The following is a 15,680-nucleotide window of genomic DNA, read 5'->3' as shown; positions in this document are numbered from 1 at the left end:
GTATCGCCTCCTGGATCAGCCTGGGATCAAACATCCAAGTGAAGTCGCTTGCCGATGCTCCTATGCGGTACGTTCAAGCACTCATTGGGCGAAGCACCTTCCCTCTGCGAATACCAGCCATTTTTGGAGCCATTCAAGTCCAATCCTGGCCCCTTCCATGGCCACCGCTCGGCCAGATGGTGCCCGAGTTCTAATGCTGTATATCTCGCCGATCAGCGGTTAACGAGGCTGATTGTACATTGCAGGTCTGCCGCGCTGAGCAGGCCAACAACGGTTCCATCAAGCTAGGCGCATCCGACAATCGGGATCCTTAGGCGGGTACTGCATTGAAGCTCGAGGATAAACATTTGATACCTGCCAAATTATGTAGTTTGTGTTACGAATATTAAGCTTTTAAGATATGGATGTATTTAATATAAATGACGCATTAATTTAATGTGTTATAGTGTTAAATTTATAGCCAAGCGAATATTATCTCCTTGCCCGCCATAATATTGACCAGTTTCAATCGCTCACCTTTACATAAGGAGATTTATCTCTATTTTCTGCTGAAGGAATTGGAACGCAATGGAGTTTTATCGGCATGACGGCTAACGCCGCGGCGAGAAGGTGGGAAAGCGGAAGATGTTGTTGACGCTCCTCAGCCGATCGGAGCCTTCGGTATCACGGAGGCGCCCTGAGAGCTTGGAGGCTCGTGCCTCGCAGTTTGAGCTGGCGTGCCGTGCTGTCGCCACCATCAGGGGAGTCTAGTCTTGAATTACAATAGCGTACGGGAGACCAGGCGAGAACGTCTCAAACGCATGTTGGTGCCGCAGAGTGCGGTATTTATCGGTGGAGCGTCGACGGTACCCGCAATAGACTATTGTCGTGCGCGCGGATTTCGCGGAAATATCTATATTGTCAATCCTCGCCGCGATGAAGTGGCGGGCATTCCCTGTGTGCCCAACGTGCGCGATCTTCCGGAGATACCGGACGTCGCGTTCCTGGCTGTACCGCGAGAAAACGTGGTCGGCGTTGTACGTGACCTATCGGGGATCGGTGTGGCAGGTGCGATTTGCAACAGTTCTGGCTTCTCCGAAATGCGTGGCGGAGAAAGGTCGCAGCGCGAGTTAGTAGCCGCGGCCGGTGAAATGCCGATTATTGGGCCGAATTGTCCCGGCGTTGCCAACTTTGCTGATCGGTCCGTTTTCATGATGGATCATTTCGGTGTCCATGACGAAAATGGCAGCGTCGCCCTCATAAGCAATGGAGGCTCGTACCTCTCCGACCTGGGCTGTGCCGACCGGTCGCTGCCGCTGGCCTACTCCATTGGGCTCGGCAATCAGGCGATGGTAACTGTAGCCGACATTATGGATGTGGTTCTGGATGATGAACGCATTCGAGCGGTGAATCTCTATTTAGAGGGCATTAAAGACGCGGCCGTCCTCTCCGCTGCAGCTCTCAAAGCGGCGCGCAAGGATATTCCAGTGGTCGTTATCAAGGGCGGCCGAACAAGCGCGGGTCGTCGAGCGACCGAGTCACATACCGCTTCACGAGCGGGCGATGATATCGTGACGTCCGCGCTGTTTAAGCGACTCGGATTTGTCGAGGTTCGCACTCCGACTGAGGCGTTGGAGACGCTGAAAATGCTGGTTTACGCTCCCAGGATGAAAGGACGTCGTACGGCATTTGCAACAAGTTCGGGCTCTTACGCGGTGCTTGGCGGCGACATTGCCGAATTCAATGGACTTGATCTGCAGCCGCCCTCGGCGGAGGCGGCAGCACAGCTTGAGAAGTATCTGCCGCCCTTTGTTCATGCTGCCAATCCTCTCGACATCTCTTCCGGGCAATCTGCGGGCTTCGACGGCAATCTAAATATCTATCGGGCATACTTGTCGGATGATCGGGACGTGGCTCTGAGTGTGATGTGCTTCCCACCGGAGGGCGGCTGGGATCCACAAACCTGGAACGTCACCACCAAGGCATTCGCGCTAGCAGCACGCGAGCGGCGGATGCCTGCTGCTTTTGTCAACACTTTGCCGGAAGCGTTACCGAAAAGCGTTCGAGAGAGGATGATAGCGGACGGATTGGTCCCGCTGCAGGGGATGGAGGACGGGATCCGCGCCGTGTCAAATGCGGTGCGCTCGTCGGAACTGGCGGATGTCCTTTCTCAAAGGACCGACGAAGAAATTCTCGTACCAAGGTACCGGACTGGTCTGACCGAAGAGATCGCTTTCGACGAGGCATCTGCGAAAGCCGAACTGGGTGCATCTGGCATAGCGGTGCCTCGCAGTGTCGTGGTGACACCAGATCAAACCGGTCGGCTGGACGAACTCGACTTTCCAGTGGTGGTGAAGGCGCTTGGCGCAGGACTGGCACGCAGAAGCGAGTTGGGTGCTGTTGTGCTGCGTTTGGGCACTCCCGATGAGGCGTGGCAAGCCGTTCGCAGCATGGCAGAGAGGTTAAAGAAAACGTCCCCGAAGGTTTCCGTTTCGGACTTCCTGGTCGAAGAGATGGTAAAGGATGGTGTCGGCGAGTTCCTTGTAGGCATACGCAGGGTAGACGGGATAGGTCTTGCCCTAACCATCGCCATGGGTGGCACGGAGGCGGAGCTCCTGCGAGACACTGCCACGATCCTGTTGCCCGCCTCGCGTAAAACGATTGCCGAGGCCCTGCGCAGTCTAAAACTGTTCCAGCTGCTTGACGGTTGGCGAGGCCGGGCGAAGGGCGATGTCGATGCGGCGGTCGACGTCATCCAAAAGTTTGCCCAGTTCGCCATCTCAAACGGGGAGCGGTTCGTCGAAGCCGAAATCAATCCGCTGATCGTGCGCCCCCAGGGGAAGGGCGTGGCCGCCGTCGATGCGGTAATGCGTCTTGCCTGGTAGTCAGCGGCATTGATCCTTGTCCTAGCGAAGGGTGAGAGAACAATAAGATCTATGATCGCGCAATGATTGGATACAGGAGAGTTAAATGAGCGAGGACTTCAGCCAAGTTCTAACTGAGCGCCGGGGCCACATCTTGATCGTCACTATCAATCGGCCCCAAGTCAGAAATGCATTCGACATTGGCACGACCGTGGCGATGCAGGCAGCGATGGATCTTCTTGATGGGGAGGAAGATCTGTTTGTAGGCGTGCTTGCCGGCGCGGGGGGCAATTTCTCGTCTGGCATGGACTTGAAAGCGGCAGAAAGAAATGGACCTCCTCCAGCACTTGAGCGCGGGGACTTTGGAATCATGGGACGTCCGCCGTCAAAGCCACTAATCGCGGCGGTTGAAGGCTACGCGCTTGCCGGCGGCTTTGAGACATGTTTGGCATGCGATATGATTGTAGCAGCACGCGACGCCAAGTTTGGCCTGCCCGAGGTTCGTCATAACTTGCTGGCGACCAAGGCGGACGAGAAGCAGTTGATACAGCTGCCGATAGCTAAAAAGGTGTTCAATTCCGAGGACGAGCGTGAGGGCCTGCGGGCCTTCGCCGAAAAGCGAAAGCCTGTGTGGAAAGGACGGTAGTCCTCGAGGCTGTTGCTTCTTGGCATCGTCACAAGGGCACTGAGACGGCTATCTGTCCGATTAGAAGCCCTCATCAATGGGTTGCCACACAGACTTAGATCAGCGTCAGCGCCCTTCATTCTTACTCTCCCTTCATATTAGCCGGGCAGGCATAACGTCACCGAGAAAAACGCAGAAAGAACTGACTGATGGACTTTGAACTTACCGCGGGACAAAAACTCATCTACGACACCGCCAGGGAGTTTTGCGAGAGGGAATTGATCCCGCACGAAGCGTTGCTGGAAAGGACGGGCGAGCTTCCACACGAGCTAGACCTGGATATCCGCCGCAAGGGTATGGAGATCGGCCTTCATGCCTGCAATATGCCCGAAAGTATCGGCGGCGGCGGGCTCGACTGTGTGTCGATGACGCTTGTGGAGAAGGGCCTGTCGCGCGCTTCGACTGCATTGGCAGAGTGTGTGCGTCGGCCCAACAATATCCTGGCGGCATGTGGAGGGGAGCAAGTTGCTCATTTCCTGGAACCCGTCATGCGCGGCGAGAAGCGCGAATGCATAGCCATGTCTGAACGTGATGCAGGATCGGACCTGAGGGGAATGAAGACACGGGCCGTCAAAGAGGGATCCGATTGGGTTATCGATGGAACCAAGCACCTTATTGGAAATGCGCGGCATTCTCAGTTTGTGATCCTCTTTGCCGTGACCGGCGAAGATCAAACGCCGACTGGAATCAAGAAGAGAATCTCTTGTTTCCTCGTTGATCTGGATACGCCAGGGCTGATAGTCGCCAAGGGCTACGAGCAGTTGGGCCACCGGGGTCATTCCAATGACATCCTGCATTTCGACAATGTCCGGGTCGGCGGCTGGCAGATGGTTGGCGAGGAGGGGGAGGGTTTCAAGGTCGTTAACGACTGGCTTGGAGCGGGCCGCCTTTCCGTCGCCGCCGTGTGTCAGGCGCGCGCCGAGCGGGCCTTCGAAGTTGCGGCCGACTACGCCGCCCAGCGCCGGCAACTCGGCCAGCCGATCGGCAAGTTCCAGGGGATAGGTTTTCCGCTGGCTGACATGGCAATCGATATCCGGCTTGGCGACCTCCTCCTGATGAACACGGCATGGAGAGTTGATCAGAAATTTCCTTCGGTCGCTCAAGACTGCGCCATGGCAAAGGTATGGTGCTCCGAAATGCTGGGGCGCGTTGCGGATCAGGCAATCCAGACCTGCGGTGGCATGGGCTTGATGACTGATCTTCCGTTGGAGCGGATCTATCGTGATGCACGCGCTGAGCGGATCTGGGAAGGCACCTCTGAGATCCAGCGTCACATCATCAGCCGGGAACTCATGCGCGAGAGAGGTGCATGAGTGATAGCAATTACGCCTGCGAGTACAGTCGTGCAGCTAAGCCGGCATAGGAATTGCACCTCGCCGTCGGGATGATGCTGTCACCACAGTCCCGTCCTGGGCATTTGAACTCAACATGCCGAACTGAGGGGTCATTTAAGTCTACATGCGCCGGCCCTTAGAAGGGTTGCAGTGCAATGACCGGGCTTACGGGTTGATCAACGCAGCTCAAAAAGTTGCGCAAGAAATCAATTCGCAAATGGCTTCAATTCGCCTTCCGGGCGAGAGGTAACCAGATGTAGCCGAGCTTTTCGAGCCTTATTGGCCAGTGCCTACGAAACTTCAGCAAAGGGAAACGAGATCGATGGGAGTACTCAGCGGCGTCAAGATCGTCGAAATGGTCGGTATGGGGCCGGGACCATTTTGCGGCATGCTGCTTGCCGACTTGGGGGCTGATGTGATTGCGGTGGAGCGGCCGGCCGAAGACGCGGGCGGTCCGCGGCCTTGGTCGATATGCAGTCGTGGCAAGCGCTCAATTGTTCTGGACATGAAGAAGCCGGGAGCGGTGGACACGTTCTTGGACCTGATCGACGGTGCCGATGTCTTGATCGAAGGCAACCGCCCAGGTGTCATGGAACGCCTCGGAATAGGACCCGATGTTTGCCTTGCCCGCCGGCCATCGCTAGTTTACGGCCGGATGACCGGATGGGGACAGTATGGTCCTTTGTCGAAGGCTGCGGCACACGACGCCAATTACATTGCTCTTTCCGGCGCTCTATGGATTGCAACCCAGCCTGGCCAGCCTCCTGAAGCACCTCCCACAATCCTAGGCGACATAGCCGGAGGGGCTCTCTATCTAACCGTTGGCATTCTCGCTGGAATACTGCGGGCTAGAAAAGATGGCACTGGGCAGGTGATCGATGCAGCTATGGTCGATGGCTCGGCCCACCTGTTGAACCTCTTGGTATCGTTTCTTCCCATCGAATACGATCTGTCTATCGCAAACACCCGGCCAGGGGCTCTCGGGAGGCATTTCGACCGTACTTACGTCTGCTCAGACGGTGAGTGGATCGTTTTGCAGGCTATGGAACCCCAGTTTTACACGGAACTTATCAGGCGCCTTGGTCTCGATCATGATGGGCGTTTCGCCGAAAATCAAAGACAAAACCCGAGCGTTTGGGGACCGCTCGGTGAGGAGCTCGCCGCACTGTTTAAGACCAAAACCAGGGCGGAATGGAACGAGTTGCTTGAAGGCACCGATACATGCTTCGCGCCTGTTTTATCCATGCCAGAGGCAGCTGTGCATCCACATATGGTGGCACGCGATGTTTACCGAACAGTCGACGGTGTCTTGCAGGCCACCGCAGCTCCGCGCTTTTCAGCGACGCCGTCGCCTGAACTGACCTCAGTACCAGCCCTCGGAGCGCACACCACAGACATCTTATCCGAGCTTGGCCACAACGACGACAGGATTGAGAGCCTCAGGCGCTCAGGCGCCCTAGGATCGCCGTAAGCGCCTGATCATGAAATGAATGTCGCCGGTGTTCTTGCGGTCGTCACGATTGCCTTTGTGCTCACGGATGAAGTCACTCATCCATCCTATGCCCTATGCCCTATGCCCGGCCGACCTCGTGCGCATGTCGGAAGTCATACCCCGAGCATGCGCTCCACTGCCTGACGAGGCCGATCCGCGACCTGCGGGCCGATTGTCAATGACATGACAGTTTGGAGAAACAATTATCACGACCACGGCCGCAAATGATGAGGGCACCACTCGCAAGCGTGGCCTGCTGGAAGCATTTTACCAGCAGCTAATTCGCCGCGCAGCCGCGCGCGATACCACGAAGGTGCCTCGTGGCCATAGCTTGCGAAAGCTTCGAGAACCCGAACGACTCACTGCAACTCCCGCGCGCGTCCGGCACCATTGCCAGTTTCCCAGATCGAGTCGAAGTTGCGTAACATCACGTCCGCGACGTTGAAGGTTTGCTTTCCTTGCCGGGAAGTCAGGCGGGCGTCGATGTCGGGATAGATAAAGAAGGGAAGGGAAATTCGGTCAGTCGTACCAGTGTGCACGACCTGATGGGGCGTACTCTTGAACCTGTCGTCGCTCAAGGCTTGAAGCATGTCGCCCAGATTGACAACGAGACTGTCGGGCAAGCTCGGCACCGGCACCCAGCCCCGCGAAACCACACCTGCAAGGAGCGCGTGGGGAGTTCCTCCTGCAGTAGCAGCGTGAAGAAGCCATTGTCGGTATGCTTTCCGGCCGTGCCGCCAGTAGACGGATATCGTATCACGCGCTGCGGGACCGTCGGCGGGCTGAAATGGCGTAGGAACCAGCTCTCTTCCATATCGAGCAGGTCGGCCAGCGCCATCCCAAGCTCCGGCACAACCTCGTTGACCACGGTAGCTTGCAAAGCAAGCAGGCTTCGAGCGAAACCAGGAGCCAGCGCGTCATCCGGAAAGCGTGTACAACCAGCAAACGGACGCCGGTCGCCTTCGTTCTCGATTCCGAGGTCGAACATTTCCTTTGGTGGAAGAGCAATTGCCCGCCGGCCTGGGCAAAGGGCAGATAGCCGAGTTCATCGAGCACGACGAAGTCGAGCCGGGTGAGGTAGTCGGCGATACGGCCCTGCTTGCCGCCGCGGTGCTCGGTCTCGAGCCGGTTGACGAGATCGACGACGTTGAAGAAGCGGCCACGTGAGCCGTTGCGGATCAGGGCGCGGGCAATGGCGATTGCCAGATGCGACTTGCCGGTTCCGATGCCGCCGATGAGCACGGCGTTGCGCTGGTCGGCGACGAAGATGCCGTTGGCAAGGCCCCGGACCAGCACCTCATTGACCGGCGTGCCGTCGAAGTCGAACTCATCGATGTCCTTGGCGATCGGCAGCTTGGCGACGGTGAGCTGGTATTTACAAAGGGTATGATCTGCCAATGCGAAGCGCGATCGAATGAGCCGTGAAACCCCACTTCCCCCGGAGCAATCCAGTTGGCCCTGGCTGAAAGACGGCAGACAACTGATATCTACTGTCGGGTTTGTCGAGTCCGCGACAGGGGCTGTTCGGCCTAGCCTCTTGCCGCCCTCTCATAGGCGTGAAATTATGGGGAATTTCTGGGACTCTCTTTGACCCAGTTGGCACGATTTTGAGGCAGCCTCATCGTAAGGCGGCAGGAATTGCAGACTGACATTTATGTCCTGGGTGGCATCCTGACATTTGGACTAACCCGCTCCGCGATTGCGGAGCGGCAAGGAGGGTGTTTTCCGCCGGCGTGGTGTTGATCGTGTCGTCTGTCGCGCTGGTCATGTGTCCACAACAAGCTCTGACTGCGTCAGCATGGAGTGGCTGCTTGCAGCCCATTCCATCAGACAAAGGGGGAGTTTGTCATGACCCAACTTCGCCAGCGCATGAGCGAGGACACGCAGGTGCGCAACTTCGCGCCCAACACCAGCTGTCGTATCTGCAACAGGTGTCGCTGTTCGCCCACCACTTTTGTAAGTCCCCGGACCTACTCGGGCGAGAGGATATTTGGACCTTCCAGGTCTATCTGGCCAACGAGAAGAAGCTGTCGCCCGGCTCGATTCACACCGCCATTGCGGCGCTGCGCTTTCTCTATACTGTGACGCTCGATCGGGACTGGGCGCCTGAAGAAGTCCTGCCGCTTCCCAAGAAGCCGCAGAGGCTGCCGATCGTCCTCAGTCCCGAGGAAGTTCAGCGGTTCCTCGGTTGCGTCCTCAGTGTAAAACACCACGCCATCCTGACACTTACTACGCGGCTGGCTTGCGTATTTCGGAAGCGGTGCAGCTGAAGTCCACGAACATCGACAGCCAGAGAATGGTCATCCGCGTCGAGCAGGGCAAAGGTCAGAAGGACCGCTATGTGATGCTGTCGCCCAAGCTGCTGGAGATTCTGCGCGATTACTGGAAGATGCGGCGACCGAAGGAATGGCTCTTCCCCGGCGATCGTGCGGACCCGCCGATTACCAGGAGTGCGGTGGGACAAGCCTGCGCGAAAGCGCCCAACCTCTCCGGATTGTCCAAACCGGTCACGCCACACAGTTTGAGCACGCCTTCGCCGTCCATCTGCTGGAGGCCGGTGCCGACGTGCGGACAATTCAACTGCTGCTCGGTCACCGCAGCCTCGCGACCACCGCCCATTACCTGCGGATTGCCACCAACAAAGTCTGCGCCACATCGAGCCCCTTCGAGCTCTTGCCGCGCCCGGCGCCCACCGTGCCGCCGCCTGCCAAGCCGCAATACTTCTGAGCGGCGGCAATGGCCCGCTCGGGGCCGGAAGTGGCGGATATCTTCGCTGCTACGGCGAAGCCTATCGCGCACAGCATGATGCGTCGCTATCGACCGCCCAGCGCCGCGTCATGACGGCGATTGAACCGGACCGCCGCGCTCGGCGGACACGTCGAAGCATACGATCAATGCGGCCACCGGCACATCCCCCCAACAGCTGCCGCGACAGGCATTGCCCCGCTGCCAATCGCTGGCCCGCACGCAATGGCTGGAGGATCGTCGCGCCGAGCTTCTCGACACGCAATACTTTCACGTCGTCTTCACGCTGCCGGAGCCCATTGCCGCCATTGCCTAACAGGACAAGGCACTCGTCTACGGCCTGCTCTTCCGCGCCACCGCCGAGACCCTGCGCATCATCGCCGCCGATCCCAAGCACCTGGGCGCCGAGATCGGCTTGTTCGCCGTGTTGCACACCTGGGGCCAGAACCTGCTTCATGATCCGCATCTGCATTGCGTCGTCCCAGGCGGCGGCCTTTCTGCCGACGGCCATCGGTGGATCGCCGCCTGCAAGCCCGGCTTCTTCTTGCCGGTTCGCGTGCTCTCGCGCCGGTTCCGACGATTGTTTCTGCAGCACCTGGGGAAAGCCTTCGACGACGGCCAGTTGAAGTTCTTCTATGACTTGCAGGCCTTGAGCGAGCGCAATGCCTTCCGGCGCTATTTGGCGCCGCTACGAAAGGCCGAGTGGGTCATCTATGCCAAGCCGCCATTCGCCGGCCCCGAACAGCTCCTCGACTACGTCGGCCGCTATACCCACCGCGTCGTCATTTCCAACAATCGCCTCGTCGCCATCTAGGATGGCAAAGTCGCCTTCCGCTGGAAGGACTATCGGCACGGCAGTCGGCAGAAGGTCATGACCGTCGCGTCTGACGAGTTCATTCGTCGCTTCCTGCTACACGTCCTGCCCGGGGGCTTCCATCGCATTCGCTACTACCGATTCCTCGGCAATCGCTATCGCGCGCAAAAGCTCGCCTGCTGTCGCGACCTGCTCGGCATGCCGGTTGCTGAGCCGTCGGACAGCCGCCGCGCAAAGGACTACCGCGACCGCTACGAGGACGTCACAGGGAATTCGCTCAGGCAATGCCCCGCCTGCCGTCAAGGCCAGATGATCATCATCGAAACATTCGACGGCGTCACCGGACGCCCACCATACCAGGACACGTCATGAAGCAGGGACATCGCCTTCCTATGGTCATCAGCATTGCGCCGGCCCGCTTGGAAACGAAACTGAGCCGGTCCCGCAAAAGTGTGCGCCGTCATCACCGGCTACCTCTCCTAGGCAGGGCGCGGCGCCGATCCTCACATGCCGGAACCGATATCCGTGCCGCTTTCGGCGCACCGGCGAGATATAGGGCCTTAAAGTTCGGCTGGCATCCGGCTCATCGAGAAAAACGCTGCGGATTCAGCCGCAGCCATTGGGCCGCCGATCACGACTGTACCGCATCGCATCTAACCCTATACGGAGGAGCTGTCACGAATACCCTCGATCAACGGACCTCTTTGGAGCAAGCCCCCGCACGAAAGCATTGGCTATCGCGGATGGGCGATTTCTCATGACCTAGATGTTGGCCGCGAGTGCACCGCGGCCGACGGTCGTTGAGGAACTGGCGGATGCCGTGCAGGCAGCGTATTTGGCCAATGGGCCAGCAGCCATCGCAATCCTGGACGCTGGGTGCCGAACAGGTCTCGTGGGCGTCCAGTTGAAGCGCCTCGGTTTCCATTTGCTCGACGGGTTCGACCTCTCCGAAGAGGACATGGTGGGCAAAGCTCTGAAATCTCGTGTCTCTAGCCATGTCCGGAAGCGTGTCGACCCAGCGTCTTCACGCTCGGGCACGGCCCAAAGGACGCATGCGCGAACTGGCTCGCGTCACGCGCCCCAACGGATTCATCATCGCAAGCACTCGCAAGAGCTGTGCGGTGGCTAGATCCTTTGAGGATGAGGTGCGGTCTCTGCAAGATTAGGGCGTGCTTGTGACAGCACGGTGTCTATACGACGGCAGATACATCGCGGGGGAGGCCTGGGAGAATCGCGCGATAAGGACAGCGCACCGGCAGGATAGTGCAATTCGGATGGGTCGGCTGGCAACCATCAAAACGCTCGCCGGCTTCGATTTCACTTTCCAGCCCTCCCTCGATCGCGATCGGATCTTCACGCTCGCGCAACTGGGTTTCGTCGAAAGGCACGAGGCCGTCCATTTCCTCGGGCCGCCGGGAACCGGCAAAAGCCATCTCGCTGTGGCGCTCGGCGTCGAGGCTGTCAAAGCAGGCAAGAGCGTCTACTTCTGTACGCTTGCCGACCTCATTGCAGCGCTGTCCAGGGCCGAGCGCGAGGGACGGCTGCAAGAACGCATCCGCTTCTTCTGCAGGCCAGGTCTGCTGATCGTCGACGAGATCGGTTATCTCCCGGTCATCGCCGGCGGCGGCAACCTGTTCTTCCAGCTCGTCAACGCCCGCTACGAGAAAGGGGCAATGATCCTGACGTCCAATCGCGGCTTTGCAGAGTGGGGCGATGTTTTTGGAGACGCCGTGGTCGCCACCGCGCTTCTCGACAGGCTTCTGCATCATGCCGTCGTCGTTCAGATCGAAGGATCAAGTTACAGGTTGCGCCAACATGCCGAATTGATGCCTGAACACGTCCGTTCGAAAGCATTGATCAGCCCACCGTCCTTCGCCCCACCCTCACGCCCCCGAGGGCGACCGCCGAAAAATACCCAATTCTCCGTGTCGTCCGGGGCGGCATAATTGGGGAATTTTACTTCGGCACTTTTGAGGAAAGTTCACCCGGTATTGACAGTTGCCGCGATCCCGACCTTGCAGCCGAATTCGTAAGGGTTGTGGGCTTTGCCCTTCGCGATGCAGACCACCTCGGGCGCGTGCAGGGAGTAGATCTTGTTCCTGTCCTTCGGCTTCTGCGCCAAGAGCCGCTCGACGAGCCCGAGCAAGTTCGTCATTGCCGGCGATCTTGCGGCCGACGTCGCGGAACACCCGGCCGAGATAGGTGCGAAGGCGCTTGAGTTCGCGACGCATCCGGCGGAACTGCCGGGCATGCGCATAGCGACCCGCCCGCACCGCCGCTGCCTTAGCCAGCCGCATGTGGCTCTGCTGAGCATGATGCCGTCCCGCCTGGCCTGACGCACCAGGATCTGGATTGCCTTGAGGTAGAGCCGGCTGTCGGTGGGGTGGGCGATCGCCTTCGGCTGCACCGTCGTATCGACGGTGATCCGCTCCAGCGAACCGGGCTTCGCAGTCCCCGTCTCGAGTGCGACGTCAACGCTGGCCTTCGGCCCCTCGGGCCCGATCCGCTTGCGCCAGCGCGTCATCGTGCTGGCATCGATCGGCGGCTCGTGCTGGAAGAACTCGAAGCCGCAGAAAAATTGCCAATAAGGATTTTCCACCCAACGCTCCACCCCTTCTTCGTCGGAAGGTTGCGGAGTGCTTGAGGTAATGCAGACCGACCATCACCCGCGTCGGCTTGGCCGGCCTGCCGACCGGGCGATAAAACCCGCCAAACGCTTCGTCAAAGCGCGACCACTCCATCAATGCCGACAACCGGGACCAGCGGATGGCGCGCATTGATGATGGCATCGAGACGCTCGCGAAACAAATCACTCTTACCGGACGACGCACGGGCTGGCAGAATTGCAAAAACACCGGGTAACGACGGGATCAAAGGTGGTTTCCGGCATTCTCCAATACTTCGAACCCGATGGGAATCCCTGCAATGCAAGGGGTCAAAGAGTTTTTCAGGGCGAACTAAGTATGTCGACGGCACACCGCTCAACCGCCTGGCGCAGGCATTCGAGCGCGCTGGCGTTCCTGTCAGCCGAGGCGCTCTGGGCCACTGGGCTCGAGCGAAAAACAGCTCTCCCGCATCTATGACGCGCTGAAGCTGCGGCTCAGATCGCAGCCCCTCATCCATGGTGACGAGACTACGGTCCAGGTGCTGAAGGAAACGGACAGAGAAGCCGCCAGCACGTCATATATGTAGGCTTGCCGGAGCGGCGAGGACAGTGACGAGCCGATCGTGCTGCTCGATTATCAGCCGGGCCGGGGCCAGATACACCCGCAGGCCTTTCTCGGCGATTACCGCGGCATCGTGATGAGCGACGGCTATTCCGCCTGGCGCACGCTGCAAGGGGCAACGCATCTGGGATGCATGGCCCATTCCAGGTGTCGCTTCGTCGATGCCCTCAAGGCAAGAAAGAAGGGTGGAGGCCCGCCGGAACAGGCGCTCGAGTTCTTCGAGCAGCTCTATTGGATTGAAAGCCCAGGCGCGGGGGAGCGGATTGGTTTTGAAGCGTTCAGGTTGTGACGCCCACGCTTTGCAGATGAACTCGTAGGGTGTGAGACCCTTGAGGGTCTTGAGCCTGCGGGCGAAGTTGTAGGCGGCGACGAAGTCGGCGAGATGGGTACGGCTGGGACGCGTCTCCAAGATGGGGAATCGATATTTGCGCAAGCTGCTCGTGGTCGGCGCTCATGCCGTTCTGTTCCATCGCAAGCGTTCCGGCGATGCGTTGAGAAACTGGGCGGATCGCCTGATGGAAACCAAGCCATTCAAGCTTGTCGCCGTGGCGACCGCAAACAAACTCGCCCGTATCGCCTTCGCAGTCATGCGCGACGCAACACATTATGCCGGCACGCCGGCGTAACAGTAGCATCGGCTGAGGCCGTGAGCCGGAATCGAGGGTGACAATGACGTGATGGGAACAGACGAGGACAGATCCTGAAAGCCTGCAGCATAGTCGGAGCTTCGAGCTCGCTCTCTTGATCAGGCCAAAGGATCAGCGGATACCATCAGGGCCAGCGGTCACAAGACCGCAGCAACAGGCCGGAGACATGACCGCACCCGCGACCATCCCATCGCTGAAAACAAATCCTTGATCAGCGGGCGCCGTCCAGACATGACTATGCTGTATCGCTCTACGGATCGCCTCTGTCGTTGTGGCGCTCCCATGCAGAACTTGGCCCATAGCGCATCCTTTGATTCGGAAGATAAGGATGCCCCATCAAAGCCCGGGATCAAACATCTAGAAGCCGGACAAGGGCGAAACACAAGCCGATTGCATTCGCCGTTTGCGCCAGAAACACAGCGCATAGCGCGCCGAAGCTCCTGCCGGATACCAAGCTTGGCGATGCTGTGTCCTACACTCTGAACCAGTGGAGTACCTGACGCGGTAGACCGAAGACGGCAGGATGCCGATCGACAACAATCTCCTCGAACGCGACATCAGGATTTTTGCTACTGGACGAAAGAGTTTGGCTGTTCAGCGACACTGTGAACGGAGCCAGGGCCAGTGCGGTCCTTTACAGCCTCATGCTGACATGCCGAGCTTGTGGCATCAGGCCCTTGGCCTATCTCCGTCACGTCCTTAGCGAACTGCCGCAGCACGCAACAGATGCCGACATCACCGATCTGCTGCCTTTCAACTTCCCCAAAGGAGGAGCCGCTGCCTGATCAAAATCGACCGTCAGACATGCAAAACCGGTCAAACGGGCGCGTCAACGTGCATGGACAAAAGCGCTTACGCCTGTTCGGGCGAATCCGGCTCGATGAGCCAGTCCAAAACGGGTAGGGATCGTATCCGGGGACCCCGGATTTGCTTGGGGATTGCGCCTAAACATGTGGGATGCGTGGCCGCAGTTCTGCGACCACCATGATGAACCGAAGCTCTTGGGTGCCCCGATTCATATAGGCATGCTTGTCTTCCGTGCGTGCCAAAACTGAAGATCCAGATTGAACCACCAGCTCGGTCCCAGCCAATTTCAGAGTTAGCTCGCCGGTTTCCACATTTAGCAGCTCGAGCGTTCCCGCGGAATGCTCGGGGGATTCGAATGTTTCGCCTGGGAACAGAATCCACCGCCTAAGCTCCCCTCGTCTGGACCGTGAGTTCCCACAAGGAGCGTGATATTGCCTCCGCCAGGGCCTCGCCATAATACAGACGTGTCTTGCGAGTGCACGATCAGTGCTTACACACTTAATGCCCACGCCCACGAAGTCTGCGACTGAAACTCCTAGAGCTACTGCCATTTTGCAAAGGGTAGCGATGCTGGGGTTGGCGCTTCCCTTCTCGATTTCCACCAGCATCCCTTTGCTAGCCCCGGATTTTCGAGAAAGCTGGTCAAGGGTGAGGCGGAAAAGCTTGAGGTTCTGAGACACCGTTGCACTGACGTGTTCAACATCGGCCAGGCCATTCTAGATCGGGTCGATCTTGCAGCCGGACATTCGCCGTCCTGCTCTCAGTATAGCGCGTGACCCCGTTGCGGATCCGATGCTTGAAGCGACCGAAGTCGTTGTTGTGGTGGTCGACCACCTTCTCAAGGGACGCCACGATAATTGCGTGTCCATCATGTGCCTATTCGACGAAATAGACGGATGCCTTCAAGACACTCCCTCAAAAACCGGTGCCGGAATGGGGAACAACGCTCACGCGTGCGCCAAGGAGCGTCACGCGCCGGAGAGCAGGGCAGGGGTGGCCAAAGCCTCCCCCGCCTCGTCAAGGATGGAGAAACAGTAACGGCCATGGGCGTCGAGATCGACGGAGTAGCTCAGGCGGTCGAGTATG

The 15,680-nt window shown here is 58.7% G+C and carries 6 protein-coding genes and 9 pseudogenes; 10 read left to right on the top strand and 5 right to left on the bottom strand.

What is annotated here, in order from left to right:
- Positions 1-752 precede the first annotated feature (752 nt).
- The 4 genes from OHD58_RS29735 (at position 753) to OHD58_RS29720 (ending at position 6,333) form a co-directional block, all read left to right on the top strand.
- Complete coding sequence (locus OHD58_RS29735) at positions 753-2,864, top strand: acetate--CoA ligase family protein (RefSeq protein WP_263807198.1); 2,112 nt, start codon at positions 753-755, stop codon at positions 2,862-2,864.
- Positions 2,865-2,949: 85 nt separating this feature from the next.
- Positions 2,950-3,489 carry an enoyl-CoA hydratase-related protein gene (locus tag OHD58_RS29730; RefSeq protein WP_263807197.1) on the top strand — a complete coding sequence of 180 codons (540 nt, stop codon included), beginning with the start codon at positions 2,950-2,952 and terminating at the stop codon, positions 3,487-3,489.
- Between the two features lie 188 nt (positions 3,490-3,677).
- Positions 3,678-4,841, top strand: coding sequence for an acyl-CoA dehydrogenase family protein (locus OHD58_RS29725; protein WP_263807196.1), 1,164 nt, complete (start codon positions 3,678-3,680; stop codon positions 4,839-4,841).
- 343 nt (positions 4,842-5,184) lie between these two features.
- Positions 5,185-6,333, top strand: a complete 1,149-nt coding sequence (locus OHD58_RS29720) for a CaiB/BaiF CoA transferase family protein (RefSeq protein ID WP_263807195.1) — start codon at positions 5,185-5,187, stop codon at positions 6,331-6,333.
- Positions 6,334-6,713: 380 nt separating this feature from the next.
- Here the strand turns inward: OHD58_RS29720 and OHD58_RS29715 are convergent, their stop codons facing one another.
- Both OHD58_RS29715 and OHD58_RS29710 read right to left on the bottom strand, forming a co-directional pair.
- On the bottom strand, positions 6,714-6,977 hold the full coding sequence (locus OHD58_RS29715; RefSeq protein WP_263807194.1) for a 2OG-Fe(II) oxygenase family protein: 264 nt from the start codon (positions 6,975-6,977) through the stop codon (positions 6,714-6,716).
- A gap of 373 nt (positions 6,978-7,350) precedes the next feature.
- Positions 7,351-7,728, bottom strand: a pseudogene (locus OHD58_RS29710) (ATP-binding protein); the annotation flags it as partial.
- A gap of 474 nt (positions 7,729-8,202) precedes the next feature.
- Between OHD58_RS29710 and OHD58_RS29705 the strand changes: the two are divergent.
- From OHD58_RS29705 to istB, 3 pseudogenes are all read left to right on the top strand, one after another.
- Positions 8,203-9,081 (top strand): annotated as a pseudogene (locus OHD58_RS29705) (tyrosine-type recombinase/integrase).
- Between the two features lie 9 nt (positions 9,082-9,090).
- A pseudogene (locus tag OHD58_RS29700) lies at positions 9,091-10,285 on the top strand (IS91 family transposase).
- Between the two features lie 890 nt (positions 10,286-11,175).
- A pseudogene (istB, locus tag OHD58_RS29695) lies at positions 11,176-11,859 on the top strand (IS21-like element helper ATPase IstB); the annotation flags it as partial.
- A 38-nt stretch (positions 11,860-11,897) separates the two neighbouring features.
- Here istB and OHD58_RS29690 read toward each other — a convergent pair.
- Positions 11,898-12,757: pseudogene (locus OHD58_RS29690) on the bottom strand (IS5 family transposase); the annotation flags it as partial.
- A gap of 109 nt (positions 12,758-12,866) precedes the next feature.
- On the opposite strand from OHD58_RS29690, the pseudogene OHD58_RS29685 reads away from it, so the two are divergent.
- Positions 12,867-13,399, top strand: a pseudogene (locus tag OHD58_RS29685) (IS66 family transposase); the annotation flags it as partial.
- On the opposite strand, the pseudogene OHD58_RS29680 reads toward OHD58_RS29685, so the two are convergent.
- Positions 13,400-13,531 (bottom strand): annotated as a pseudogene (locus OHD58_RS29680) (IS481 family transposase); the annotation flags it as partial.
- Here OHD58_RS29680 and OHD58_RS29675 point away from each other — a divergent pair.
- Together OHD58_RS29675 and OHD58_RS29670 are read left to right on the top strand one after the other, a co-directional pair.
- Positions 13,530-13,766: pseudogene (locus OHD58_RS29675) on the top strand (IS110 family transposase); the annotation flags it as partial. The pseudogenes OHD58_RS29680 and OHD58_RS29675 sit on opposite strands and share 2 nt — an antisense overlap.
- A 382-nt stretch (positions 13,767-14,148) precedes the next feature.
- A pseudogene (locus tag OHD58_RS29670) lies at positions 14,149-14,572 on the top strand (IS66 family transposase); the annotation flags it as partial.
- A gap of 159 nt (positions 14,573-14,731) precedes the next feature.
- Here OHD58_RS29670 and OHD58_RS29665 read toward each other — a convergent pair.
- On the bottom strand, positions 14,732-15,274 hold the full coding sequence (locus OHD58_RS29665; protein WP_263807193.1) for a cupin domain-containing protein: 543 nt from the start codon (positions 15,272-15,274) through the stop codon (positions 14,732-14,734).
- Positions 15,275-15,680: the final 406 nt, after the last annotated feature.

This window comes from Mesorhizobium sp. ZC-5, assembly GCF_025753855.1.
Taxonomy (GTDB): domain Bacteria; phylum Pseudomonadota; class Alphaproteobacteria; order Rhizobiales; family Rhizobiaceae; genus Neomesorhizobium.
The sequence above is the reverse complement of the archived record's forward strand: the minus strand, read 5'-3'. Positions and strand labels throughout refer to the sequence as shown.

What these genes read in the sequence shown, in the direction of transcription:
- OHD58_RS29725 (WP_263807196.1), top strand. Translation starts at nt 3,678, where the DNA reads ATGGACTTTGAACTTACCGCGGGACAAAAACTCATCTACGACACCGCC.
- OHD58_RS29730 (WP_263807197.1), top strand. Translation starts at nt 2,950, where the DNA reads ATGAGCGAGGACTTCAGCCAAGTTCTAACTGAGCGCCGGGGCCACATC.
- OHD58_RS29720 (WP_263807195.1), top strand. Translation starts at nt 5,185, where the DNA reads ATGGGAGTACTCAGCGGCGTCAAGATCGTCGAAATGGTCGGTATGGGG.